Source organism: Shewanella japonica, from assembly GCF_002075795.1.
Classification (GTDB): domain Bacteria; phylum Pseudomonadota; class Gammaproteobacteria; order Enterobacterales; family Shewanellaceae; genus Shewanella; species Shewanella japonica.
This window is the reverse complement of record NZ_CP020472.1, coordinates 3,288,049-3,314,389: the sequence shown is the minus strand read 5'-3', so window position 1 is coordinate 3,314,389 and position 26,341 is coordinate 3,288,049. Positions and strand designations below refer to the sequence as shown.

The 26,341-nt window shown below is 41.6% G+C and carries 27 protein-coding genes; 12 read left to right on the top strand and 15 right to left on the bottom strand.

The annotated features are described in order from the left end of the window. Positions 1 to 116 precede the first annotated feature (116 nt). The 6 genes from SJ2017_RS14210 to secF all read left to right on the top strand — a co-directional run bounded on the left by SJ2017_RS14210 (position 117) and on the right by secF (position 6,037). Positions 117 to 323 carry a hypothetical protein gene (locus SJ2017_RS14210; protein WP_080916174.1) on the top strand — a complete coding sequence of 69 codons (207 nt, stop codon included), beginning with the start codon at positions 117 to 119 and terminating at the stop codon, positions 321 to 323. Positions 324 to 524: 201 nt separating this feature from the next. Then, complete coding sequence (gene queA / locus SJ2017_RS14205) at positions 525 to 1,565, top strand: tRNA preQ1(34) S-adenosylmethionine ribosyltransferase-isomerase QueA (RefSeq protein ID WP_080916173.1); 1,041 nt, start codon at positions 525 to 527, stop codon at positions 1,563 to 1,565. A 144-nt stretch (positions 1,566 to 1,709) separates the two neighbouring features. Continuing rightward, positions 1,710 to 2,843 carry a tRNA guanosine(34) transglycosylase Tgt gene (gene tgt, locus SJ2017_RS14200; RefSeq protein ID WP_055026177.1) on the top strand — a complete coding sequence of 378 codons (1,134 nt, stop codon included), beginning with the start codon at positions 1,710 to 1,712 and terminating at the stop codon, positions 2,841 to 2,843. A 31-nt stretch (positions 2,844 to 2,874) separates the two neighbouring features. Next, on the top strand, positions 2,875 to 3,207 hold the full coding sequence (yajC, locus tag SJ2017_RS14195) for a preprotein translocase subunit YajC (protein ID WP_055026178.1): 333 nt from the start codon (positions 2,875 to 2,877) through the stop codon (positions 3,205 to 3,207). 17 nt (positions 3,208 to 3,224) lie between these two features. Beyond that, a complete protein-coding gene (gene secD / locus SJ2017_RS14190) occupies positions 3,225 to 5,075 on the top strand; it encodes a protein translocase subunit SecD (protein WP_055026179.1) in 1,851 nt (616 codons plus the stop codon). A 14-nt stretch (positions 5,076 to 5,089) separates the two neighbouring features. Next, positions 5,090 to 6,037, top strand: a complete 948-nt coding sequence (gene secF / locus SJ2017_RS14185) for a protein translocase subunit SecF (RefSeq protein WP_055026180.1) — start codon at positions 5,090 to 5,092, stop codon at positions 6,035 to 6,037. Positions 6,038 to 6,153: 116 nt separating this feature from the next. Here secF and SJ2017_RS14180 read toward each other — a convergent pair whose 3' ends face one another. Beyond that, positions 6,154 to 6,390 carry a hypothetical protein gene (locus tag SJ2017_RS14180; protein WP_080916172.1) on the bottom strand — a complete coding sequence of 79 codons (237 nt, stop codon included), beginning with the start codon at positions 6,388 to 6,390 and terminating at the stop codon, positions 6,154 to 6,156. Further along, positions 6,387 to 6,785, bottom strand: a complete 399-nt coding sequence (locus SJ2017_RS14175) for a DUF3224 domain-containing protein (protein WP_065110672.1) — start codon at positions 6,783 to 6,785, stop codon at positions 6,387 to 6,389. The genes SJ2017_RS14180 and SJ2017_RS14175 overlap by 4 nt, the downstream gene beginning before the upstream one ends. A gap of 144 nt (positions 6,786 to 6,929) precedes the next feature. Between SJ2017_RS14175 and SJ2017_RS14170 the strand changes: the two genes are divergently transcribed. The 6 genes from SJ2017_RS14170 to SJ2017_RS14150 all read left to right on the top strand — a co-directional run bounded on the left by SJ2017_RS14170 (position 6,930) and on the right by SJ2017_RS14150 (position 10,378). Next, complete coding sequence (locus SJ2017_RS14170) at positions 6,930 to 7,247, top strand: putative signal transducing protein (protein ID WP_055026183.1); 318 nt, start codon at positions 6,930 to 6,932, stop codon at positions 7,245 to 7,247. A gap of 122 nt (positions 7,248 to 7,369) precedes the next feature. Beyond that, complete coding sequence (locus SJ2017_RS14165) at positions 7,370 to 8,290, top strand: precorrin-2 dehydrogenase/sirohydrochlorin ferrochelatase family protein (RefSeq protein ID WP_055026184.1); 921 nt, start codon at positions 7,370 to 7,372, stop codon at positions 8,288 to 8,290. Positions 8,291 to 8,432: 142 nt separating this feature from the next. Further along, positions 8,433 to 8,969, top strand: a complete 537-nt coding sequence (locus SJ2017_RS14160; RefSeq protein ID WP_055026185.1) for a YaeQ family protein — start codon at positions 8,433 to 8,435, stop codon at positions 8,967 to 8,969. A gap of 231 nt (positions 8,970 to 9,200) precedes the next feature. Then, entirely contained in the window at positions 9,201 to 9,332 is a 132-nt protein-coding gene (locus tag SJ2017_RS21875) for a hypothetical protein (RefSeq protein ID WP_276328882.1), read from the top strand. 63 nt (positions 9,333 to 9,395) lie between these two features. After that, positions 9,396 to 9,845 carry a CBS domain-containing protein gene (locus SJ2017_RS14155; protein WP_167692927.1) on the top strand — a complete coding sequence of 150 codons (450 nt, stop codon included), beginning with the start codon at positions 9,396 to 9,398 and terminating at the stop codon, positions 9,843 to 9,845. A 68-nt stretch (positions 9,846 to 9,913) separates the two neighbouring features. Beyond that, a complete protein-coding gene (locus SJ2017_RS14150; RefSeq protein ID WP_055026186.1) occupies positions 9,914 to 10,378 on the top strand; it encodes a GNAT family N-acetyltransferase in 465 nt (154 codons plus the stop codon). Between the two features lie 109 nt (positions 10,379 to 10,487). Here SJ2017_RS14150 and SJ2017_RS14145 read toward each other — a convergent pair whose 3' ends face one another. The 13 genes from SJ2017_RS14145 to SJ2017_RS14085 form a co-directional block, all read right to left on the bottom strand. Next, entirely contained in the window at positions 10,488 to 10,868 is a 381-nt protein-coding gene (locus SJ2017_RS14145) for a rhodanese-like domain-containing protein (protein ID WP_244899700.1), read from the bottom strand. Between the two features lie 10 nt (positions 10,869 to 10,878). Continuing rightward, on the bottom strand, positions 10,879 to 11,097 hold the full coding sequence (locus SJ2017_RS14140; RefSeq protein ID WP_055026188.1) for a YgaP family membrane protein: 219 nt from the start codon (positions 11,095 to 11,097) through the stop codon (positions 10,879 to 10,881). 10 nt (positions 11,098 to 11,107) lie between these two features. Further along, complete coding sequence (locus tag SJ2017_RS14135; RefSeq protein ID WP_080916170.1) at positions 11,108 to 14,413, bottom strand: efflux RND transporter permease subunit; 3,306 nt, start codon at positions 14,411 to 14,413, stop codon at positions 11,108 to 11,110. 14 nt (positions 14,414 to 14,427) lie between these two features. Then, on the bottom strand, positions 14,428 to 15,504 hold the full coding sequence (locus tag SJ2017_RS14130) for an efflux RND transporter periplasmic adaptor subunit (RefSeq protein WP_080916169.1): 1,077 nt from the start codon (positions 15,502 to 15,504) through the stop codon (positions 14,428 to 14,430). Between the two features lie 179 nt (positions 15,505 to 15,683). After that, entirely contained in the window at positions 15,684 to 16,940 is a 1,257-nt protein-coding gene (locus tag SJ2017_RS14125; protein ID WP_080917488.1) for an OmpP1/FadL family transporter, read from the bottom strand. Between the two features lie 368 nt (positions 16,941 to 17,308). Continuing rightward, positions 17,309 to 18,760, bottom strand: a complete 1,452-nt coding sequence (gene putP / locus SJ2017_RS14120) for a sodium/proline symporter PutP (RefSeq protein WP_055026191.1) — start codon at positions 18,758 to 18,760, stop codon at positions 17,309 to 17,311. A 141-nt stretch (positions 18,761 to 18,901) separates the two neighbouring features. Further along, entirely contained in the window at positions 18,902 to 19,606 is a 705-nt protein-coding gene (locus tag SJ2017_RS14115; RefSeq protein ID WP_055026192.1) for a DUF3379 domain-containing protein, read from the bottom strand. After that, on the bottom strand, positions 19,599 to 20,162 hold the full coding sequence (locus SJ2017_RS14110; protein ID WP_055026193.1) for a sigma-70 family RNA polymerase sigma factor: 564 nt from the start codon (positions 20,160 to 20,162) through the stop codon (positions 19,599 to 19,601). The genes SJ2017_RS14115 and SJ2017_RS14110 overlap by 8 nt, the downstream gene beginning before the upstream one ends. Before the next feature lie 72 nt (positions 20,163 to 20,234). Next, complete coding sequence (locus SJ2017_RS14105; RefSeq protein ID WP_080916168.1) at positions 20,235 to 21,869, bottom strand: BatD family protein; 1,635 nt, start codon at positions 21,867 to 21,869, stop codon at positions 20,235 to 20,237. After that, positions 21,863 to 23,812, bottom strand: coding sequence for a VWA domain-containing protein (locus SJ2017_RS14100; RefSeq protein WP_338057671.1), 1,950 nt, complete (start codon positions 23,810 to 23,812; stop codon positions 21,863 to 21,865). Before SJ2017_RS14100 ends, SJ2017_RS14105 begins: the two co-directional genes overlap by 7 nt. Before the next feature lie 53 nt (positions 23,813 to 23,865). Beyond that, positions 23,866 to 24,858 carry a vWA domain-containing protein gene (locus tag SJ2017_RS14095; RefSeq protein ID WP_055026196.1) on the bottom strand — a complete coding sequence of 331 codons (993 nt, stop codon included), beginning with the start codon at positions 24,856 to 24,858 and terminating at the stop codon, positions 23,866 to 23,868. Further along, positions 24,846 to 25,391: a DUF4381 domain-containing protein gene (locus SJ2017_RS14090; protein WP_080916167.1), complete on the bottom strand. Its 546-nt coding sequence runs from the start codon at positions 25,389 to 25,391 to the stop codon at positions 24,846 to 24,848. The genes SJ2017_RS14095 and SJ2017_RS14090 overlap by 13 nt, the downstream gene beginning before the upstream one ends. Continuing rightward, positions 25,392 to 26,336 carry a DUF58 domain-containing protein gene (locus tag SJ2017_RS14085; RefSeq protein WP_080916166.1) on the bottom strand — a complete coding sequence of 315 codons (945 nt, stop codon included), beginning with the start codon at positions 26,334 to 26,336 and terminating at the stop codon, positions 25,392 to 25,394. Positions 26,337 to 26,341: the final 5 nt, after the last annotated feature.

Below are 26,341 nucleotides of genomic sequence, written 5' to 3'. Positions count from 1 at the left end.
TCAATTAGCATTTTTTATAAGTCTAGAATCAATCATATAGATTTCTACTCAAATGTCATTGCTATTATTTCTAAGGGACGTTGCGACATAATAAATAATCGGTTTAAGGATCACGGATGATGAAAAACTGGATAATGTCAGTATTGGGACAGCAACCTAATCGTAAACGCACAAAAATCGAAATTGATCTCCGCTTTGAAAAGCAATCCTTTCGCCCTGAACCCCAAGCGCTTGCCGAAGACAACGATTCAATTAAAACCCATTCCGGTATCCCTGATTTAGACAGTAATGTGAGTCAATTTAAATCACCTAATTCCAAATAACGATTCACTCATAGATAGTAGACTTCATTGTATTAACGGCTTTGGCTGTTACTCGCTTTTCACTCAAGCCGATGATTAATATTCGGGCATCGGATTTACTGTGTATTCTTCAAGCACTATTTATTGCGATAAACTTGATATTAACGGCTGGTAGTCCTAGACTAGCGCCCGTTTTTATTGTCCTTTGAATAGAGTATAGATATGCGCGTTGCTGACTTTTCTTTTGATTTACCTGATGAACTTATTGCTCGTTACCCAATGGCAGAACGTAATGCATCAAGATTACTAACGCTTGATGGAAATAGCGGTGCATTAGAGGATCAGCAATTTACTGACGTATTATCAAAGGTTAATCGTGGCGATTTAATGGTGTTTAATAACACTCGCGTTATTCCTGCACGTTTGTTTGGCCAAAAAGCGTCAGGTGGAAAGTTAGAAATACTTGTCGAAAGAATGTTGGATGATAAGCGTATTTTAGCCCATGTGCGTTGCTCAAAATCCCCAAAAGTTGATTCAATCGTTATCTTAGATGGCGGTTATGAAATGACAATGCTCAAGCGTCATGACGCATTATTCGAACTTGAATTAGACGCTGATAAAACAATCTTAGAAGTGTTAGAAGAAGTGGGCCACATGCCGCTTCCGCCATACATCGACCGCCCTGACGAAGATACCGATAAAGAGCGCTATCAAACGGTTTATAATCAAACCCCTGGTGCAGTCGCAGCGCCAACTGCAGGCTTGCATTTTGATGATGCCATGCTTGCGGCGTTAAAAGATAAAGGGGTTAACATTGCTTTTGTTACTTTGCATGTCGGTGCTGGCACCTTTCAGCCAGTTCGAGTTGATTCGATTGACGAGCATGTGATGCATTCTGAGTGGGCTGAAGTCTCGCAAGAAGTTGTCGATTTAATCGCTGAAACCAAAGCTGCGGGTAATCGCGTGATTGCCGTAGGAACCACTTCGGTTCGTTCACTTGAAAGCGCAGCTAAAGCAAGTGGGGAGGCTCCTCTTGCCGCGTTCAAAGGCGATACGGATATCTTCATTTTTCCTGGTTACGAATTTAAAGTGATTGACGCAATGGTGACCAATTTCCATTTACCCGAGTCGACGTTGATTATGTTAATTAGTGCATTTTCGGGTTTTGACAATGTGATGAATGCCTATCAACACGCGATCGAACAAAAATACCGCTTTTTTAGCTATGGCGATGCCATGTTTTTAACTAAAAAAGCCCCGTAACGTTTGATTTTGATCTAAAATACCCGCCCACAGAGGTGGGTATTTTTTTGGGTTAATTTTTGCTTTAACCTTGAAGTTATCGCTAATGCCCTCATGTCTTATGCAACAACAACGAGTCAGACTGTTTATCTGGCAAGGTGAAATATGAATTTTGAACTTGATACAACAGACGGACGCGCACGTCGCGGTCGTTTAGTTTTTGAACGTGGCACGGTTGAAACCCCAGCATTTATGCCAGTTGGTACTTACGGTACTGTAAAGGGTATGACACCTGAAGAAGTCCGTGCAACGGGTGCTGATATTCTATTGGGTAACACGTTCCATTTGTGGCTACGTCCTGGTGAAGAAATCATGCGTAAGCATGGTGATTTACATGACTTTATGAATTGGCAACGTCCTATTTTAACCGACTCGGGTGGGTTTCAAGTATTCAGTTTGGGTGATATTCGTAAAATCACCGAAGAAGGTGTGCACTTTCGTTCACCAATTAATGGTGAGAAGATTTTCTTAGATCCAGAAAAGTCGATGCAAATTCAAAACTCATTAGGCAGTGATGTTGTGATGATTTTTGATGAATGTACTCCTTACCCAGCAACACATGATGAAGCGCGTAAATCGATGCAAATGTCATTGCGCTGGGCACAACGTTCACGTGACGAGTTTAATCGCTTAGAAAACCCTAATTCGCTGTTCGGCATCGTTCAAGGTGGTGTTTACGAAGATTTACGTGATGAAAGCGTTAAAGGGCTAACTGACATTGGCTTTGATGGTTATGCTGTTGGTGGGTTAGCCGTTGGTGAGCCTAAAGAAGATATGCACCGCATCCTTGAGCATGTATGTCCTCAGTTACCACAAGATAAACCTCGTTATTTAATGGGCGTAGGTAAACCTGAAGATTTAGTTGAAGGTGTTCGTCGTGGCGTTGATATGTTCGATTGTGTAATGCCTACACGTAATGCCCGTAATGGCCATTTATTCACATCAGAAGGCGTGATTAAAATTCGAAACGCTCGCCATCGTGATGATACATCGCCATTAGATGAAAGCTGTGATTGTTATACTTGTAAGAACTACTCACGTGCTTACCTGTATCACTTAGATCGCTGTAATGAGATTCTAGGTGCTCGTTTAAACACCATTCACAACCTACGTTACTATCAAATTTTGATGGAAGGTTTGCGTGGTGCTATTCAGACGGGTACATTAGACGCCTTCGTGACAGATTTCTACACCAAGTTAGGTCGTGAAGTTCCACCTGTACCAGAGTTAAAAGACTGATTTTTAATTTAGAAAACAAGAAGAGAGTAATATGTTTATTTCAAATGCATACGCAAACGCAGCAGGCACTCCACAAGGTGGCGGCACTATGGAACTGATTTTCATGCTAGTAGTTTTTGGCTTGATCTTCTACTTCATGATTTTCCGTCCTCAGTCTAAGCGCGTTAAAGAGCACAAAAACTTAATGTCAGCATTAAGTAAAGGTGATGAAGTGCTAACAAGCGGCGGCATTTTAGGCAAGATTGCTAAAATCAGTGACGACAGTGATTACGTTTTATTAAGCATTAATGAAACTAGCCAAATCACTATTAAAAAGGATTATGTTGCAGCGGTATTGCCTAAAGGCTCTATCCAGTCGTTGTAAGCCAAGAGGGCTCAGGTGTGTTAAATAAATACCCAATGTGGAAAAACATCATGGTGTTGCTTGTCATCACCATTGGTGGTTTCTATGCAATTCCAAACCTTTTTGGTGAGGACCATGCGGTACAAGTCGTAGCGACTCGTGGCGCGGAAGTCACGGCTTCAACACTATCGTCAGTAAATGGATTACTTGAGAGTAAAGGCATTGCGGTTAAGCGCGCTGAGCTCGAAGACGGGCAATTAATTGTCCGTGTTCAAAATGCTGAACAGCAATTGTTAGCAAGAGAAGCCATTGCTGAAAGTTTAGGTGATAAATATACCGTTGCGTTAAATCTAGCGCCTGCTACTCCAGAGTGGCTTGAAGCTGTTGGCGGAACGCCAATGAAGCTAGGTCTAGATTTACGTGGCGGTGTTCACTTCTTAATGGAAGTGGACATGGGGGAAGCCATCCGCAAGATGGAAGAAGCCAAAATTGCTGACTTTAGAAGTCAACTACGTGAGCAAAAGATTCGTTATGCTGGTGTCAGAAAAACAGCAAAAGGATTGGAAATTAAGTTCCGTGACGCTGATAACTTGGCAAAAGCTGAGCGCTACTTAAAATCATTAAGTAACGATATGGTATTTACCGACAACAGTGTTGGTGAAAACTATATGCTTCACGCAAATATGAGTGATGTATACCTTAAGCAAATTAAGGAAGAAGCACTTCAGCAAAACATTACGACTATCCGTAACCGTGTTAATGAGCTAGGTGTAGCTGAGCCCGTGGTGCAGCGTCAAGGTGCTGAGCGCATCATTGTACAGCTTCCTGGTGTTCAAGATACTGCTCGTGCAAAAGAAATTCTTGGTGCAACAGCATCGATTGAATTTCGTATGGTTGACGAAAATGCGGATCAAGCAGCAGCTGCAAATGGTCGAGTACCAGCCTCTTCTGAAGTATACCCTCGTCGCTCTGGCGGTATTGCTGTATTGAAAAAAGAAGTCATGTTAACGGGTGATCATATTACCGGTGCACAACCTTCTTTTGATGAATACAGTCGTCCTCAAGTGTCTATTAACTTAGATGCGAAAGGCGGTAATATTTTCTCTAACGTGACCAAAGATAACATTGGCAAGCCAATGGCAACGTTGTTCATTGAATATAAAGATAGCGGGCAACGTAATCCTGACGGCACGGTAAAAATGACTAAGATTGAAGAAGTCATTTCTGTTGCTACGATTCAGGCGCGTCTTGGTCGTAACTTTGTGATTAATGGTCTTGATCACGCCGAAGCACAAAGCCTGGCATTATTGTTACGTGCCGGTGCCTTGATTGCGCCTGTGACGATTGTTGAAGAACGTACAATTGGTCCAAGTCTAGGTGCTGAAAACATCGAAAACGGTAAAATGGCAATGATTTGGGGTATGGCAATCGTACTTATCTTCATGCTGGTTTATTACCGTGCATTTGGTGTTATTGCTAACTTAGCGCTTACTGCTAACTTAGTGATGGTTGTTGGTGTGATGTCAATGATTCCTGGAGCGGTACTAACGCTTCCAGGTATTGCTGGTATGGTACTGACTGTCGGTATGGCGGTTGATGGTAACGTCCTTATTTTCGAACGTATTCGTGAAGAATTACTGGCAGGCCGTAGTGTGCAACAAGCGATTCATGAAGGTTACGGTAACGCATTTTCTACTATTGCTGATGCGAACATTACCACCTTTATGACAGCCTTGATTTTGTTTGCTGTGGGTACGGGTGCTGTAAAAGGTTTCGCTGTAACTCTAATGATTGGTATCGCAACGTCTATGTTTACTTCTATTGTGGGAACTCGCGTAATTGTGAATCTCATGTGGGGTGGTAAACGCGTTAAGAAACTATCTATCTAAGGGAGGAGTTGACCATGTTACAAATATTTTCAGTTACCAAAATGATCGACTTCCTAAAGCATGCGAAAGTCATCAGTATTTTTTCAATGTTTTTGGTTATCGCCTCTTTAACCTCTTTAGGTGTAAAAGGGATTAACTGGGGACTTGATTTTACTGGCGGAACTGTCGTAGAACTTGAGTTTTCGAAACCTGTTGATCTACTTGAACTTCGTGCTCAGTACGAAACTGATGCCGCAAGTGGTGCCGTGGTTCAAAACTTTGGTTCAAGCCGAGATGTGTTAATCCGTTTACCTGTACTTGAGGATCTGAAAAGTGAAGTTCAAGTTGCAGCTGTAATGGATGGCGCACAAACTATCGATGCTGGTGTTATTCAAAAGCGAGTTGAGTTTGTTGGTCCACAAGTGGGTAAAGAGCTTGCAGAGCAGGGTGGCCTTGCGGTTATCGTAGCATTAATCTGTATTCTTATTTATGTATCTTTCCGTTTCGAATGGCGTTTGGCAATGGGCTCTGTAGCCGCACTTGCCCATGACGTTATCGTAACATTAGGTATTTTCTCAATTTTACAACTTGAGTTTGATTTGACAGTTCTGGCTGGCTTATTGACCGTTGTTGGTTACTCATTAAACGATACTATTGTTGTTTATGACCGTATCCGTGAGAACTTCCTTAAGATGCGTAAAGGCGGACCAAATGAAGTGGTAAATACGTCTATTACCCAAACAATGAGCCGTACCATTATCACCACAGGTACTACGCTGGTTGTTGTCATCGCCTTGTTCCTAAAGGGCGGTAGTATGATCCACGGATTTGCGACAGCGTTATTATGCGGTATTTTCGTTGGTACATATTCTTCAATCTATGTGGCAAGTTACCTTGCAATTAAACTGGGTATCTGTCGTGAGCACATGATGCCTGTTGAGATTGAAAAAGAAGGTGCTGACCAACCTTCAATGATGCCGTAAACGGTATTAATCTACAAAAGCCACTCTATTGAGTGGCTTTTTTGTATATAAATTAAGGTTTTTGATGGCTAAAGTGTGTTGCTGTTTGCCATTTATGTTCTGCAATTAGCGCTCAATTAGCACTGCTGTTGCGCTACTAAGTGCTGCACGACAAACGGCTGTAGCTGTTGAATGAATTTTATGTTGCCGTTGTGGTTGATATCAAGTTCTACCCAACCGTCTGTTGAAAGTTGTGATAAACGATTTATGTGTAAGGCAGACTTTTGTTCGTAATCTGAGTTTGGCACCCAATGTCCGTTTAATTGCACAATTCCGACTTCTGTGTGCAATCGACTGATATTGAAAGGTATCACAGTGAGGTTATTTCCATTTGGTAGTTAGCTTGCCCCTTTTCACCAGAGGTAAAGCTGCCTTTGCCGTCAATATTCGCTAGCTCTCCTTGTCCTGAATTCGGCACGATGATAAAACTACTGATTGCGACGCCTTGCTCAAACTTACCGTTATGCTGCAACACGAAACTACCAGACTTGCCGTTGATAGTGACTTCGACATTTTCATAGCCACAAAATACCGCTTGGGCATCGGTTGTATAACACATAATGTACTTGGGCTGACTGACGCCCTCAAGATCACCAGAATACATTTGGGTTATACTGGCTGATGTCTGCTTTGCTCCATCTGGGTGCTGAATATCAGTGGTTTCATCCCAACTGGTTATTTGAAAAATGCCTGATATATGAAGTGTCATACCAATCTCCTTTGAGTGCACTCCTTTAAGTACCTTGTTGAGCATATATTGAGTATAAAGTTTAATCAATGCTCGACATTAAGAACCATTTACAAGTAGGATGATTAAAAATTTGCCAGCAGAGCAATAGCTGTAGGAATAATAATGGAAGATAGAAAAGTATTACTCACCGGTGGAAACTTACTTCAAGCCCATACGTGGAAAGGCTTACTCGAGACCCATGGCATTATGGTAGAACTCACGGGTGAAGCGCTTGTCGGTGGTGTTGGTGAGTTACCAACTGAAATGCAAACTGTCGATTTATGGGTGAATCAACATCAAGTTGAAAAAGCTCGTAACTTATTAGAGTCCCATGATATGGAACGTCCACAATGGCAATGCTTACAATGCCATGAAATGAATGAGGGCAGTTTTGAATTATGCTGGCAATGCAGCTCCCCACAAAGTACTCCTCATAATTAATCTATAATCAATCATTATTCTTGATAGCAAAATTGACTAGGACAACTGAGTCAGTTAATGGGATAGTGAGTGATATTGTTCACGACTGTTTTCAGTCATTGTGATTTCTTTGAGAGTGATAAATGCAATACTTTCCATTGTTTGTGGATACAAAAGAATTAAAAGTGTTAGTGGTTGGCGCTGGTGAAGTTGCTACTCGTAAATTAGATTTACTATCACGCACCGAAGCCCATATTGACGTTATTGCCCCTGAAATTGCTGATGAAGTAAAGGCCTATCAAAAGCGAGGTCGAATTTCATTATTTCAGCGAAGTGTCAATACGGATGATATGACAGGTTATGATTTACTTTACATGGCTACAGCTAATGCGCAGCTGAATATGGATTATGCCGTTATTGCCCGTGAAAAAGGCATTTGGGTAAATGTTGTTGATAATCCAAGCTATTGCCGTTTTATCACCCCATCGATTGTCGACAGAGGACGATTAGTCGTTGCTATTAGTACTGCAGGTGCTGCTCCTGTATTTGCTCGTACCATTCGTTCTCGCCTTGAAACTATGTTGCCGCAATCATTAAACCCTTTATTTGATTTTGTTGCCTCAAAGCGGGTAGAAGTACAGCAGCGAATTACATCAGGTAAAGAGAGGCGCTTGTTTTGGGAACGTTTTTTTCAGCAAAATAATGACAGGTATGACACCGTCACCGAAAGTCACTATCAAGAAGCGTTTTCTCAAATATCTCATCAAGGTGAAATTCTACTGTTCAATAAACATGATGATGCCAATTTGCTGCCTATAGCGGCCATGCCATTACTGCAAAAAATTGACATTTTTTATACCGAAGCAGAGCGAGACGAGTCGACAAATACAATTAACGAGCTTGTTCGTCGAGACGCAAGTCGAGAAATCATTCCCAGTTTAAGCCAATTAGCTGAACAGTATAATCATGGTGATAAAGTATTACTGGTGGTCGACGACAGTATGTTAAACAAATTAAAGGCACATTTTCCTATGGCAAAACACCTGCAACCAGGCGCTCTTTAATCACAACTTGCCAATTATTTAGCGCTGACAATAACTGACCATGTTAATACGCTAGGTGATCGAGTCAGAGATAAGTTCAAGCCGAGTTTCATACTGAAGTTAAACAGTATAAACTCGGTTTTTTTATTTTATTGGAATCCCCATGGCGCCCAAAGCTACCGTTTATAAAGCCGCTCTTCAAATTGCTGATATGGACAGACATTATTATGCTGACCACCAGTTGACGATTGCACAACACCCTTCTGAAACTGAAAGCAGAATGATGGTACGTATTTTGGCTTTTATTATGAATGCGTCGGACTCGCTTCAATTCAGTAAAGGTTTGTGTGTTGATGATGAACCTGAGTTATGGGAAAAAAGTTTATCTGATGAAATTAACCTGTGGATTGAGTTTGGCCAGGCTGATGAAAAGTGGCTGCGTAAAGCTTGTGGCCGCTCAAAACAGGTTCAGTTAATTACTTATGCTGGCCGCAGCGTACCGATTTGGTGGCAGCAAAATGAGCAAGCATTACAACGTTATAAAAATCTGTCAGTGTTTAATATTGACGAAGAAGCCGTTAAAGCGATGGCAGTTTTTGTCAATCGCAATATGAAGTTACAAGTCAGTATCAGTGATGGCGAAATTTGGCTATCTGATGACAGTAATAGTCTGATGATCCTGCCACAACGGCTTAAATAATATCGCAGCAAATTTGGACTATAATTTGTAGGTTACCAAGTCTTTGTAAAACGACGAGCACCGATTTAATAATAACCTAGATTTATCTTAATCTAGGTTAGTTCGGATTATTAATCGATGGCCTACCAATCGAAGTAAGTGATTGTTTAATGATAACTGTGATAGCGTTAACTAACTGATTAAAGGCATATTGCAACCATATCTATATCACCTGATTCAGGCCAACTTACATTGAAACAACCTAAAAGACTCGATAACGAATTGGAATTTGTATTAGTTCAGTCTATTAAGGAAGTGACGATGAAGACGTTATCATTACATGGGGTCGATAAAATCGATCTTCTTGCCCAACCAGAAGTCTAAGAACATATTAATTTATTTTCCGCAGCAACCTCTGTATTTACTGATTTTAAATTACTCAAACCATTGGTTATTAAGTTAAACACTGCTGCAGTAGATGTTGAACACTTAATGAAGCAGTCCCATGTGAGGCTTAAAATTGTTATCGATGAAAGAGGGCACTTTATGGGCTTAGTAAGTTTACAAATGCTCCACAGTCAAGAAATGCAAAAACATGTGGCTCAAGGCTTCCCGCGCGAGCAATTATTACTTTCTGACTTTATGTTGCCCAAAAGTGCGCTTAAAGCGATCCATTTTGAAGATCTTCTTAATGCGAGGATCAGTGATGTGATCGAGACGCTGAAACGCTCTCAACATCAACATTGTTTGGTGGTTGATAATAAGTTGAATGTGATTAGAGGGCTTATTTCTGCAAATGACATTGTCAGAAAGCTCAAGCTTCCTATCGATGTAAATCAAAACCCAAGCTTTATGGAAATATTCGATAGCATTGAAAAAGTTAAACTTGCCAGTTAATCAGCAACGTATTGTTTTTAATGAGCAAAAATAATATCGTATTATAAAGCCCTTTAAATAAATGATATATGCACATTAGAAAAGCGACCAAGGATGATGCTGCCGTTGCATTTGAAATTCGTAATCTTGCGATTTTAGCTCAATGTAAAGGCCACTATGAGGATGAAACTTTACAAAAGTGGACCGAAGGCAGTCTTCCCGCACACTTTGTGACAGACTTTGCCGCTAATGGCTATGTATCCATTATGAATGACAATATTGTGGGTGTGGGGATGATAAACCTAACCACAGGTATGGTCGATGCTATGTTTGTGCGGCCAGAGTATATTGGTCAAGGGTTTGGAAAACAGATGATTCAGTACCTTGAATTACAAGCACGCAAAGCACAATGCAAAAAATTATCTTTGGATGCGTCACTCAACGCTGTCGACTTTTATCGTGCTTGCGGTTTTGAAGGACAGCGAGAGGCTATTTTTTACTCGCCTAGAGGCATTGAATTAACTTGCTTACCTATGACGAAAGCGCTCTTGTGATGAAGCGCTGTGATGAAACAGTCTTATGAAGCAGCCTGTATACTCATCATTAACCCAAAACAAAAAAGCCTCTTAGTGAGGCTTTTTTTGTTGTGGCCATATTATTATTTTACTGATGTGCGATAAGCTGTTCAAAGCCCCCGCCATTATAGGTTTGGGTAAAACCCGCTTCCACAAGGTCGTTATTGGCAATACCGCTTCTTCTTCCACTTCTGCAATACAATACAATCGCCGTATCTTTATCAATCTTTTGTTTGGTTAATTGCTTTAGTACCAATTCAAAAGGAATGTTAATCGCTCCATCTAAATGACCAGCTGCAAACTCTTGCTCTGTACGCACGTCAATGATAATGGCGCCATTATTAATTTTATCCCAAGCGACCGCTGGAGGCATTTCATCAGCAATAGATACTGTCGACAGCACCAGTGCTAAGCCAGCGAATAGGAGTAAAGCGACTTGATTTAAAAAGCGTGTAGGGTGTTGTTGCACAATGAATCCTCTATGGTTTGTCGGTCATTGCCAACTCTGCAGCAGGCTTAGCGCCGAGTTTTTTAAATAATATTGCTGCAGGGCAAAAACCAGTAAAAGCACTTTGTAATAGATTAGCGCCAACAAATACCGTTAGCCAGATAAAATTATGATTTACCCAAGCCGTTAACGCCATTGATAGCAATACCATAAAGCCTGCAAAAGCCATAATTATGCGTTCCAAAGACATGCTTATCTCCTTAGTTTGATGGTCGATTTTTCATTACGCTGTAATACAAAATCGGAATAACAATCAGCGTGAGTAAACTGGATATAAAAATGCCAAAAATTAAGCTAATAGCTAATCCATTAAAAATGGGGTCATCAATAATGAATAAAGCCCCAATCATCGCAGCAAAAGCGGTGAGCATAATCGGTTTTGCTCTGACCGCACCAGATTGAATAACCGCTTGCTCAAGTGGTACACCTTTAGCCGTTTCTAGTTTGATAAAGTCCACTAATAGGATTGAGTTACGGACAATAATGCCTGCAAGTGCAATCATGCCTATCATCGATGGGGCTGTGAAGTGAGCACCAAGCAGCGCATGCCCTGGCATAACACCTATGATGGTCAGTGGAATAGGTGCCATGATGACCAAAGGCACTAAGTAAGATTTAAAATGTCCTACAACAAGCAAATAGATTGCAATCATGCCAATGGCATAGGCAATTCCCATGTCTCTGAAGGTTTCATAGGTAATCTTCCACTCGCCATCCCACAAAATGGCTACGGTGTCTAATCCATCTGGTTGATTGATCAAATGTTGCTGTACAGGGATAGGGTTCACGCCGCTTAGATTGTCTTTTTCAATATCGGCATACATAGAAAACATGCCATATAGCGGGCTGTCTGTTGGGCCTGCCATATCAGCCACGACCATGATCATTGGCAGCATGTTTTTATGGATAATAGGGGTATTGATATTACCGTGCTCGACCTTAACTACGTCATTAAGGCGAACAGGTTCTCCGTGACTATTGTTAAGTGTTAATTGAAGAAGCTGTTGTAAATTAATTTTAGCTTGCTCAGAAGCTTGCAGCTTAATGGGAACGGGCACCTGAAAGTCTTGGTTTCGAATGTAACTAACATGCTCACCTTCTATTGCACTCGCAAGTGTGGTTACAATATCTTGATACTGTAATCCCATTAATTGCGCCTTACTTCTGTCAATATACACTCGCCATTGAGATGCTTGAGCAGGAAGGTAAATATCCACATCGACCACATGCTCAGTTTGTTCAAATCGCTGTTTAAGCTTGTTGGCAGTTTGTTCACGCAGTGCGGTTGTGGGTGCGTAAACCTCAGCCAGTATTGGTGACCAAACTGGTGGACCTGGAGGGACTTCAACAATTTTGATATTGGCTTGGTAAGGGGCACCAATGTGTTGTAATTGGCTGCGAACGGCTGTGGCAATTTGGTGGCTATCTCGGGTTCGATGAGCTTTATCGACCAAGTTGACTTGAATATCACCTAACTCTTGGCTTTGGCGCATAAAGTAATGCCTTACAAGGCCGTTAAAGTTAATTGGTGCACGCGTACCAGCGTAAAGCTGAAGGTGGTCAACTTCATCAACTGTGAGCAAGTGATCACCCAATGCTTTTAGTGCTCGCTGTGTTTGTTCCACAGGCGTCCCTTCAGGCATATCGACTAAGACTTGAAACTCTGATTTATTATCAAATGGCAGCATTTTCAAAATAACTGCTTGTCCAACAGGTAATGCAACCGCTATAGCAATTAAAAAGATGATGGCACCAGTGAGTCCTAAGCGGGCTAACCTTGCTTTTTCGCCGATTAAAAACGGTGTCATCAGCCAGGTAAATAGACGCTGTAATTGACTACCTTTAGTGGATAACGGCTGTTGGTCTGCGAACTTGTTCGCCACAGGCTGTTCTGAAATAAGGTTATTCGGCTCTGAATGACTGTTATTTGGGCTAAGGTTTTCACTTAGATTTTGGCGATGGTTTGCTCCATGCCTTAATAGCTTTAAACTCAGCCAAGGGGTTACAACAAATGCAACGACTAACGAAATAAGCATCCCCATACTGGAATTTATCGGAATAGGGCTCATATAAGGCCCCATAAGGCCAGAAACAAACGCCATTGGCATAAGTGCCGCTATTACGGTAAACGTTGCTAGAATCGTCGGACCGCCAACCTCATCGACAGCTAAAGGGATAAGGTTTTTGAAGTCTTTATTGCCTAACGCCATATGACGGTGAATATTTTCAACAACGACAATGGCGTCATCGACCAATATTCCGATAGAAAAAATTAAAGCAAAAAGCGAGATTCGATTGAGGGTGAACCCCCATGCCCAAGAAGCAAATAAGGTCATGGCTAAGGTGATAATAATAGCAATGCCGACAACCATTGCTTCACGCCTTCCCATTGTTATCAGCACCAATATGACAACCGCTAAGGTAGCAAAGACTAACTTCAGTATCAGAGTATTGGCTTTATTACCTGCAGTTTCTCCGTAATTTCTTGAAACCGTGACTTCGACATTATTTGGTATCAGCAGGTTGTCGACTTTATTCAAACGTTCAAGAACTTGAGCGGTTATATCGACGGCATTCTCGCCACTTTGTTTACCGATAGCGATAGTTACTGCAGGGTAAACACCTGACTTATCTAGATGCAGGACATGGTGAGTTGCAATATCAGTTGCTAAGTTAACCTCGGCAATGTCAGATAAATACACTGGGCTTTGATGCTCTTCTTGATTAGCCACCTTAATAACCAAATTTCTTACATCGTCAGCACTTTGTAAAAATTGTCCCGTTTGTACTTTAATAAGTTGATTATTTTGGGTTAAGTCACTTGGCGATGAAATATAATTATTGCTGGTAATAACTTGCCTTAACTGGGAAAAGCTAATGCCATAATGATTCATTTTAATGGGATCAAGCCTGACATTGACTGCTAGCTCTTGGCGGCCCATTGAGTAAATCTCGCGAGTGCCTTTAATGCGCTTAAATTCATTTTCAAGCTCAGTTGCCACAATGGTAAGAGATTCTGGTGTTACATTTTCATCTTTCGACCATAACGTTAATCCGACAATCGGAACATCATCGATTCCACGCGGTTTAATCAATGGTGAACCAATTCCTGCCGCTTGATTGAACTTATCTTGGTTTGATTGGAGCTGGTTGTATAAATTGACAATAGCGTGATCTCTAGGTACTCCGACATCAAATACAGCGATAATTAATGCGCCATCATTCATTGAAAAAGAGTAAAGGGTATCGATGCCTTTTAATTCAGAGATGATTTTTTCAGCCGGTAAGGTGACTTGCCTTGCTACTTCATCTGGAGTGGCACCTTGGTAAGGAATGTAGACATCAGCAAAGGTCACATCAATCTGCGGTTCTTCTTCTTTTGGTGTGACAACAATAGCGAATAAGCCCAGTAATATTGCCAGTAATGCAATTAATGGGGTCATCGCGCTTGACTGAAAAGCCTGAGCGATTTTTCCAGAAATACCAAGAGTCTGTGATTTGGTCATAGCTACTTCCTAGCTTATTTATCGTTGTTGGTAGACTGGAGTATGAACTGGCTTGCTTGAGCAAGAATAATATCGCCATCCATCAATCCAGCATCAATAATTACGCCTGGGTTATCGCTGCTATTAGCCATAGTTCTGACCCTAACTTGAGTCTGCACAAAGTTGTCAGCTTGTTTCATAAAGACTGCAGTGTAGTCACCCCGTCTAAAGATGGCCGATTCTGGAACGATAATGTGTGGTTGCTTTTTGCCTGAAATCGCGATTTTTACCCATTCACCTGCTGTGTATTCTGTTTCTCTAACAGGTAAATTTACTCTGATCTGGTAGGTTTGACTTGGCGACTGCAAAAATGAGAATGGAATAATATCACTTGATTGAATGATAACGCCTGAAGCTAGCTCGATAGTAACCTTAGTATCAGTTGTGACATATGATTGATATTGCTGCGGAAGCTGAAATACTGCGCGCATATCGTCGATAGCGTAGCCTGCATAAAGTGGCTGACCAACAGTAACGGTTTCCCCTTGCTCGACAAAGCGTTGTGTTACTCGTCCACTAAATGGCGCGCTCACAGTGGTGTAATTTAAGGTTTCTTTGGCGGTAATTAATTGAGCTTTTGCTGCGGAAACTGCTTGAAAGCTGGCAGTAGCATTGGCGGTGGCTTCATCCATTGCGCCTTTAGATATGGCTCCTTTGGGGAAAAGGGCCTGATAACGAGTGAACTGAGCTTGTGCTTCAATGTTTTTAGCTTCCGCTCTTGCTAATTCAGCTTCAGCAGCAGCAAAACTCGCGCCTTGTTCTTTACTGGTGATTTCTAATAATGGTGAACCCGCAGGCACTAAATCGTTAATATCGTAATGAAGCGCAAGTATTCGTCCTGCCGTTTGAGCTGATACTGTTGCGGCTTTTACCGCTTCAATTTGACCATCAAAATAGAGCTGCTGAGCCTGTTCAACAGTTCTTATTGTTAATGTCTGCATGCTGGATTGATTAGGATGGCGCTCTGAACTGATATCGTCGCTCGCTTGCGATGGGGACAGTGAAGCGTTACCTATAAATAGCCCAATAAAGAAAACCCATTTTAAAAGCATGATGACACCATTAATAATTATCCATAAGAAAATTCTAATGGACTTTTTATGCTGTGGCAATCACTTTATGAGAAAAATCTAATGGAAGGTGTCAATGTTACAAATTAAACGTAAAAAAAAACGCCTAAGTAAACTTAGGCGTTTTCATCGCATTCATGTTAACGATTGAATCGTTAAATTTAGAAAGTGTGGTTATATTGCAGTGAGAAGTAGTTTGCGCCTGATTCGGTATAAGCACTCACTTGTCCGACTAGTGCACTCTCCTCTAAAACATGAACCTTTTCACCTGCAACTAAAGTGTAGCCGAAATCAATACTAGATTTATTACTCAAATTATAAGTGAAACCTGCTGAATACCACATGCGGTCTGAGTCAGGTATTGATAAAGAAGAAACTTCACCTACCACACCTTGGTCACTTGCAATACCTGCACGAACAGTCCAAGTTTCATTGATATCGTAAGTGGCACCAAGGCTTAAAAACCAAGAGTCTTTCCAGTTATAATGCTTGATAACATCATTCGCAGTGCCAAGATCACCGTCTACAACACTGATGTTGTCAAATGAACTCCACTGGGTCCACTGGGCTGTGTAGTGAATAGCAAACTTTTCAGTTAACTGATGAAAACCAGCAAGCTGTGCGATATCAGCAATTGGAATTTCAATACTGTCAAAGTTTTGAGGGAACAAAACAGAAGGGTTATACATGATGTCACCACTAGCTTCCATTTGTGGGCTATAGCGGTAACTCAAACCAATTCTGTTATTTTCGTTAAACTCATATGCTAATCCAACAATACCACCAACAGCCCAGCCGTCAGCTTCAACATCAACAAGGTTTAACGGCATGTCACCAAGGCCGATATCAATATTACCGTTACGCGTTAATGTTCCAGAACCATATACAGCATCAAGACCTAAACCTAAGCTTAAAGAATCATTAATACGGTATGACACGCTAGCGTTGAAGTTAATTGTGGTCACTTCAGTATTACCCAATAAATCAATTGGTGTATTGAAGTCGTGACCACTATTTAGTGATGAAAGATCAGTACCTGTGCCGTAGTTTGAGAAGGCTGCAACACCGTATGCCCATTTATCGTTGATAGGGCTAATGTAGTAGAAGTTAGGAATGAACTTAGCCTCAGCAGCATTGTCCATACTTCCAATATGGTTATCGCCATATTGAACATCACTCACTTCAACTTGAACGTCTGCGTATGAAGCACCAATTGAAAGTGTCTTCTCATCAAACAATGCCATTGCTGCCGGGTTACGTGCTAAAACTGATGCATTATCTGCAATGATTGCATCACCAGCCATTGCACGGCCAATACCTGTAGCTGATTGGCTATTAAGTTGGAATCCAGCTGCCATGGTTTGTGTGCTAGCTAATGTCACTGCCATCGCAAGCAAGGTCTTGTTGAATTTAGTCATCATTTTTTCTCATCGTTGTACGTCAGTTTATTAATTTCCTAAACGCTGCCGTTTAAGTCCCCAATTAACACCAACTTTAATAATGCGGGCATATTAGGTAACAGTTGTCATCCCTGCAACTCCGACCAGTTGCTAGTTATTGTTAACTTTAGGTTAATTGTGCATAGTCGAGTATTTCATAGAATTTGAGTAAATACTCTATAACGCCTGAACTGTATGGGTTCTATGATTTTATTGATAAATTAAAATGTTGCTAGCTGGTTAATTTTGCAACAAGTGGGCAGCAAGATTATTTTTAAAAAAATGGTACAGATGTACGCTGAAAGACCCAATTATTGAAAACTCACAATAATTGGGTCTATTGAAGATTAAAGAGAAGCTTTGAAATTATCGAATTGAGTCTTAATGTTGTCGGTTGGAGGCGACAACTTACTGAATACAAAGCCAGCGATGCTAGCAAATAAGAATCCAGGTAGAATTTCATATAAATCGAACAATCCGCCTGACAGTTGCTTCCATATCACAACAGTTAACGCACCGACTACGATTGTCGCAATTGCGCCATTTCGGCTATAGCCTTTCCAGAATAATGCTAGCAATACGACCGGTCCAAATGCCGCACCGAAACCAGCCCAAGCATAACTGACTAAATCGAGAACTTTACTGTCAGGATTTAAGGCGATGACGATAGCAATTATTGCAATGGCAAGAACACCAAAACGACCAACTAACATGAGCTCCTTATCCGATGCTTCGGGGCGTAACCATTTGCGATAGAAGTCTTCTGTAATAACACTTGAGCATACAAGTAATTGAGAATCGATAGTACTCATAATGGCTGACAGAATTGCCGCAATTAAAATACCACCAATCCAAGGGTTGAATGCCACTTGTGCTAAATGGATAAATACGGTTTCTGAATTAGCTAAAGGGGCATCAGCAAAATAGATAGTGCCAGCAATACCAGTCGCTAACGCACCAACTAATGCTACTAGCATCCAACTCATGGCGATTCGGCGTGACAAAGGAATGTCATCAGGGCTACCAATGGCCATAAAGCGTGACAGAATATGTGGCTGACCAAAGTAACCTAAGCCCCACGCAAGCAATGACACTAAACCTATAGTGGTCATGTTGCTGTGTAGCAGCGACAGCATTTTAGGGTCTAAGGTTTCTAATGCGACTTGTGTATCTGGTTTGCTGAAAATGGCGACAGGGACAATTAATAATGCAAGTAACATTAAACAACCCTGGAAAAAATCAGTCCAACTTACAGCAAAAAAACCACCAACAAACGTGTAGGCCACGATAATAATCGAACCAATCATTAAGGCGATGGTGTAATCAAGGCCAAATATTTGTTCAAATAAAATGGCACCACCGACCATGCCTGAAGATGTATAGAAGGTGAAAAATATTAAGATAGTAAACGCAGAGACTAATTTCAAAATGCCTTTTTTATCTTCAAAGCGTTTTTCAAAAAAGTCGGGTAGGGTAAGTGCATTATCAGCTGCTTGAGTATAGATACGAAGACGTCGAGCGACGAATAGCCAATTTAACCAAGCACCGAAAACTAAACCAATGCCAATCCAGGCTTCACCTAAGCCACCTAAATAAACAGCCCCAGGTAAACCTAATAACAACCAGCCTGACATATCTGATGCACCGACACTTAATGCTGTCACTGCTGGACCCATTTTTCGGCCGCCCAGAATATAATCGTCAACGGTGTCTGTTTTGCGGTAGGCCCAATAGCCTATGCCCATCATAAGGGCGAGATAACCAATAAAGGTAATGAGGATTGGAGCTTCAATTGCCATGCTACTTCCGTATTGTTCTGATTATTGTGCGACATGCTAACAGATGTTTGACCTAGTGCACAATTTTGAAAGGAAGTGTGAAGAGTTATTGACCGGCTAGTGAAAATTCACTAGCCGTTTTGTTACTTAAAAGAGTGAATATTAAATGAAAGTTTGCTCGATTTCATTTTTCACAAATTGCAAATCAGCATCCTGTTCACCAACGAGTAACATGAAGGTGTCTGCAGTTTGAAAACCTAAACCTTGATAGTTTTTGTCAGCGAACGATTCTTCCGTAACCATACGATTTTCAGCGGGGACGATGAAGAGCGTCACCTTACCTTGTTCGCCTTCCATGACTAAATGTAAGCTTTTAACGCCTTGGAAGTCACAGTAAGAGGTGTAATACACTTTACCTGGTTGTTGGATAAATTTCGCATTCTCTAAACCGCTAATACCTGCCAGTTTAAAATTAACGTCTTCAAAGCCGACATTTTGATCTACTGATAATGCTTTAGGTTCATGATATACATGCTCTAATGCATGTTCCGCTAAGGCAACAGGCGTAAATCTAAGCATGCTAACACTTAAGCCAATGACGAGCGCAACGGATGCTGCCATCGCCATTAAATAACGTGTTTGCTTTTTCTGCTGCTGATGTTTACCTAATTGTTGGCGTAAAATCAGTTTCTCTGCCAGATCATCAGGCACATCGATATTCAGTGCGCTGGTAAGCTTACTGTCTAATGCTTTCAAGTCGTTGACGAGTTTAGCATCAGACTCAGACGCTTCAATCTGGGCCAAAAATTCTTCATCTTGGCTATTTGGGTCACCATAGGCATGGCGACGAAATTTTAGATCATCCATTTGATTGACCTCTAACTTCAGGAGACTCTAAGGCGTCTTTTAATTGATTCCGGGCGCGAAATAATCGCGTCATAACTGTGTTTCTATTGAGCTCTAATAAATCAGCAATCTCTTCACCACTAAATCCACCGATAAGTTGCAGTAATAGTGGCTCTCGATACTCAACCTCTAATTGACCTATTTGCTTGCGTAACCAATATTGTTCGGTTTGCTCTTCGGTTGTGGAAGACTTTTCATCTTCTAGCAACTCTTGTTCTACGTCACTGTAATCAAACTGCTTGCGTTCAAAGCGGCGAGCATTTTCACGGCGTAAAATCGTAATGAGCCAAGCTTTAGCGGCCTTATCATCCTTTAAAGAGTCTAAAGCACGCCAAGCGCGTAGAAACGTTTCTTGAGTGACGTCTTCAGCTACATGTTTATCGCCGATTAACCAATAGGCATATCGGTAGATATCAGTATGAAGTGCCCTGACGAGGCTGTCGTATCGTCGCTGTTTAGTTAGCATGTCAGATAAGACCGTGGGTTCGGACTTTTTATTGCGCAAGCTATCGAACATTTTATGACTTATTGTTAAATATTATGTTCGATAGCTTAAAAGGTTGGCTGTGAATAGCAAGCTTATTTACTGCTATGGGTTCAAGCTACTTAAAGGTGAAACATCGCTTTGTGTTTGATTTAACTGAGTTTGCTTTATCGCATTAATCAGTTTCTGTTTATCTATCACGACACTGTTTTGGCTATATTTGGCTTGTTGCAATTGTTCAATTGCCGCTGATAACTCAGGCGATAATTTTGCTATAGCAGATAAATTTATCGGTTTATTGAACTGAGCTCCATACCATTTCTGTAGTAAAGCAATCACTTTCGATACATCATTATTATCACAAGCATCTTCTATATCTTGTAAACTAATTGCCGCTTTTACAGCGCTTTGTACTGAGGTGGTATCGGCTATTTGGGACGGCTTTTGACGTCTGGCTGTTAACCAAAGTGCCAAGGTTATTAGCCATAGTGTCGCAAATAACAAGGTTAACCAAGGCCATAATCCTGCCGTTGAGGAGGTCGCTTGTGGCTGTTCTGCCACCGTAGGTTGAACAGGGGTGATAGGGGCTGAACCTGTGATGGTGACAGTTCTTGAGGGGATAGTGGCATACTGCTGCTGACGTAAGTGTGGATTCCACCACGGCACTGAAATTTCAGGCAAGGTAAAAGTACCAGGTTGGGTTGGCACTATTGCAGTGGTTAAACTGTATTGAGCTATGACTTGATTCTCACGTACAACGGTTTGTCTGACTGGTTTTTCTGGGTAGGCTTTCAAGCCTTCTGGCATCGTAATTTTTATATCTGGTAAGCTGTTACTGTCGGCATTAGAGGCGACAATATTAATGGTTCTGGTGATTGGGGTTCCAATTTCAAACGCATTATTATCATTTTCTTCTGGCCATACTTCTTTAGCAATTAATAAATCACTGACTAACCAGTCACCTTGATATTGCTGAGGAATAGGGTTAATGACAATTTGAGTGTTTTCTGCACTCGCTTGCATTGGGCGGCTTTCATTAAAACCAAACATCCCGCCACGCCTTGGAGCTTCAACTAAAATATCTCCTGAAAACCCTGCACCTTTTATAGCCAAAGTACCAGGTGTGTCAGCAATGATTGAGTAAGTACGTTCGATAACTCGAAATCGACGTCCATCAACAATTTCAACTGAATCTTTATCTTCACCGATTTGTTTTATTTCAGCGCCAGATATTTCAGGTGAGCTGATGACGCCTCGTTGAAGTTCAGCGGCTAAAAATAGTTTTACTTGGTATGTCACAAGTTGACCGACATAGGCTTCTTGTGTACTTAATTCGCCTTCAATAAACAAATTACGCATTTGTTGCGGTTGGCTGCCCGCTTTGGCGACGGTTAACGTAATGGGATTAGATTTTACACCTTCCATTGTAAATGGCGGAATGGTCACAGTGCCTGCATTTTTAGCCGACAATAACACTTGCCAGCGGGTTTCTTTTGTTGTGTCAAAATTAACCATCTTTGTACTGCGGCCAACGCTTGTTCGGCCGACAACAAAGTCTTTTAGTAACACAGACGTATCTAATGAGCCTGCGTTTAAATCAGCATCAGCAGTGACATTTAAAACAAAATATTCGCCCTGCATGACAGGGTTTCTATCAACTGTTGCTTGAATTTGACTGACTGCAAAAACTTGCCCCGTAAAAAGAATAGTAAGAAGGGCGAAAACGATTCTGTTTACCACTGTTGTGTATCCTTAGGCAATTGGCCGCTTTGGCGACGCTTTTGATATTCTAATAGCATTTTATTTCTGATAAGCACTTGCGGATCTTCACTAACGGCACGCAATGCTCTCTCTAAATCTGCTGGTAACGGTTCTTCTGTAAGCTCACTGGCTGCAACAGATTGAGCTTGACTAGGTGAATCATCAGTAGGCTCAGGTTCTGTTGTGGTTGACGTTTGCTGTGAAGCGTTATTTGTCGATTCATTTGACGCATCTTCTGAAGTCGGTTCTGGCTCTGATGGCGATTTAGCCTCCATTTTTGCATCATTATTCGCAGACTGCTTGGGATCCTCAGTTGCATTGCTTTGTGCATCTTCTTGTTCTTGGGCGTTGTCTGATTGAGCCTGATCTGATTCAGATGAATCGGCATCTTGGCCATCTTGCTCATTTTGGGACTGCTCTTGTGAAGACTGGTCTTTTGATGCGCTGTCGTCTGAGTTCTGCTGTGATTGGTCATTTGATTGACTATCATCGCTCTGATTTTGTTCAGAATTGTTGGATTGATTCTGTTGATTATTAGCATCAGAACCATCTGATTTATTGTCAGACTGGCTGTCATCATTATTTTCATTATTACTATTTTGCTGCTCCTGCTGCTGTTTCATTTGCTCAGCAATTTGCAGGTTTTTCTGCGCTTGTGGGAAGTCCGGTTGTTGAGTCAATGCTTTTTGATAGCGAGCAATAGCTTCATCTAGTTGATTGAGTTGCATCAGGCTATTGCCTTGATTATATAGCCCCTGTGCTGTGCTATCTTGCTCAAACCCTGCGAGGGCGTTTTCATAATCCCCAGCTTTATATTGGGCACTGGCTTGCCATTGAGGCTGATTAAACTTTTTAGCGGCTTGGGCAAAATCTTCTGCAGATTGCGCTTGCATAAATTGCTCGCTAGCTTGCTGATCTGAGGTTTTCCATAAATCATCCCAAGTATTAGCTTGTGCTGGCGCCGGTTGCAGCATCATACCTAATGTGAAAAACGACATAATGGGTAATAGGGTAAACCTAAAGCTTAATAACACAGGGATAAGCAACAATATTGCAATATAAGGTCCTAAATCTTGCCAAGCTTCACCTTTTAACTCAGTGGCTTTGGCATCGCCGTCATTAGCTAACCAATCTTGCAACTGAGTTAACGAACGTCCATCTGCAGTCGCAGGGATCATAATCCCACCAGTAGGTTTAGCGAGTTTTTCCAGTAATGAAAAGTCAGTTTTGTCGATAACCACGTCACCGCTATTATTTCGTAAAAGTTGACCATCAGGTAATTGAATTGCCGCACCTTGTGCAGTACCAAATGCCATCACAGAAACTCGATATCGACTGCCTTCTAGTGCATTAGCTGCATCGGCATATTGCCTAGGATTCACCCCATCTGTCATTACAATAATATCGCCGCTGATATGCCCACCCTGGGCTAGTAATTGCTGTGCTAACGCGAGTGCAGAAGATAAATCTGAGCCTCTCACTGGCATGATATCTGGCGAAAGTGTCGGTAGCAGGTTGAGTAAAGTTGCATTATCACGAGTCAACGGGCTAATGGTAAATGCGTCGCCAGCAAATGCGATTAAGCCTGTTTCACCTTCAGTTAAACTACCAATAAAGTCCGTTGCACGGTATTTGGCTTGAGATAAGCGGTTAGGTTTTTGATCAGTGGCATACATGGATAAAGACATATCCATGATTAATACTCGGCCTTGTTCATTACTATAAACAGGTAAACTCTGTTTGTTCACAGCTGGCCCCGAAAGTGCCACGACTGCAATTATCCAACAGATAATTAATCCCCACTTAGGCTGCTTTTTAACCTGAGCACCCTCTGTAATCAGTGTTTTGGCCAAATGCGGCGCAATATATTGCTGCCAAGCTAGGTTTTGTTTTTGGCTACGCCATAGGAGCAGCCCAAGCACTAATAATGGGATAAGTAATAGTAATCACTCAGGACGAATGAAGTGTAATTCCATTATTTTCCCCCTCGTGATGATATTTTGCTAAATGAGAATTGGCTGCGAATACTTATTACGACACTCATTAAAATAGCGAATAGTAATGGCCAATAAAATAATTCACTTTTAGGGCGATAGGTGAGTTGATCGCGGCTTACGGGTTCTAGTTCATCAATTTTTTGATAAATCTGAGCCAGCTCTTCACTATTTCTCGCGCGGAAGTAGTGGCCGTTGGTCATGTCAGCTAAGTTTTGTAGTTGTTCTTCATCTAAATCAAGTGAAGGATTAACTCGTTCGGTGCCAAAAATGCTGCGACGCTCTAATACTTCAGCACCGACACCGACTGTATAGATGGTAACGTTTCGTTTTGCCGCTATTCTCGCTGCGACTTCAGGTTCGATGTTGCCAGCATTATTTGAACCATCAGTGAGGAGAATTAACACACGGTTACTATCGTTGACCATATCAAAACGTCTTACTGCTAAAGCAATTGATTCGCCAATGGCAGTTTGTTTGCCCACGAGGCCAATTTCGCTGTCAGCGAGGAATTGTGCAACAGAGCGTCTATCTTGAGTCAGCGGCGCTTGTAAGTATGCATGATCGGCAAACAAAATGAGGCCGAGTCGATCGCCATTACGGCGTTCAATAAAGTCACCAATAACATGTTTAATTAAGGTGAGTCGATCCACTGTTTTACCATTAATCACCATATCTTCAATCTGCATACTGCCAGATAAGTCCACTGCCAGCATGACATCTCGCCCTTCAGAGGGCAGCTCGATTGGCTCACCGAGCCATTGTGGTCTAATTAATGCGCAAATTAAACATAACCACATGAACCAATAGGCTTTTCTATTAGGTTTTTTAGGCGTGCTAGATACCGATATTTGAGCTTCACTGATGCCTGGAAGTTGTAAATGACCACCAGTATTCTTGCTAACTTGTTTAGATTTAATAAAAAACGGTAATGGTAAAAGCAATAACAACCAAGGCCATGTTATTGAGAACATGAGTCCTCCTTGTCATTTTGCTTTGCTATCATAGATGGCGGTAATTCGTTAGGGTTAAGCGCTGTTAAGCGGGCTGATTTGGCAAGAAACACATGAGCAAGCCGTTGCAATTGCTTCGTTTCTGCTTGGGATAAGCCTTGCGATTGGTATCGTTTATTGAGCAATAATCCAATTTGACCGTGATGCTGTTTTGGTAAGCGTAGCTCTAGCCAAGCAAACCAGTGGTTGCCGTCAAGTTTGGCAAAATCTTGTCGTGGGAAATAACTCATCGCTGTTCGTTTAAGTAGGCTATTCACTTCAGTTGCATACTGTGGGCTGGCAATATCTAATTGGTTTAATACATCTAAGGCCGCTTTTCTTGGAGCATGGTACTTTTTATCTCGTTTAAGCTTAACCACCATTGCTATGGTGATACCGATGACGAGTGCGGCAAGTATCCAATAACCTGGCGCCATTGGCCATTGAGAAATTTGCTGAGGCAGCACGATATCTTCTAATTGCATTAAAGCTGGATTTGCTTGAGCTGAATTCATTTAGCGTAGTACTTCCAATTGGTCACTTAATCGTTTCCCTGCGTCAATAAATCGTGTGGGTACTTTAATCATCTTCATTAAATCAATAAATTGTTGTTGATTTTTAAGTTGGTTTTCAAGCCAAGTATCATAACTATGACGAGTTAATGTTAGTTGCTGCTTTCCATCACGTACTGGCAATGAAAAGCGCTTTGGAAGTGCTAACGTGCCTTGCCTTAATGGATCACTAATGACAAATGCTCCGACATCGCAATGGCGTTTGAGTTCAGTTAATGCGGCTAAACATTCTTGAGTAAAATGTTGGCCATCGGTAATAATCCATACTAATGAGCCTGGTTTAGCGATACGTTGCAAGCGTTGGCAAGCACGGAGTATGTGTTGAGGATCATGGGGTAGCTCATCAAAATGATTTAACTGATTACCATGTACCTTCATTAAGGCTGATGTTAACTGCAATATACCTTGTCGACGGCTTCGAGGCTTGAGCTCGAGATGTTCAGTTTCACTGGCTATGAATGCACCTAGTCGATCGCCATGATTAATCGCATTCCAACCTAGTGTTGCTGCGACATGTGCAGCTTGTACTGATTGCATTAATAGGCGTGAACCAAAAAACAAGCTATGACTAAGGTCAATGAAGAGAATAATAGGGCGTTCACGTTCTTCTACAAAAAGTTTTGTGTGCGCTTTTCCTGTCCTTGCCGTTACTCGCCAGTCAATGGTTCTGACGTCATCGCCATTTTGATAATGACGAACTTCAGCAAACTCCATTCCGCGACCTTTTATCAAGCTACTTCTGTGTCCTGCTTGACTTGCTTTAGCACGGCTGCGTTTATCGGGCATTGCACGAGCTGTGCTTTGACAGCTGAATAGCTCTTGCTCGGTCAAATTGACCCCATTACTGAATAACGGTAACGGGGAAACTTGTGCTTGTTCAAATGGCATCTTTG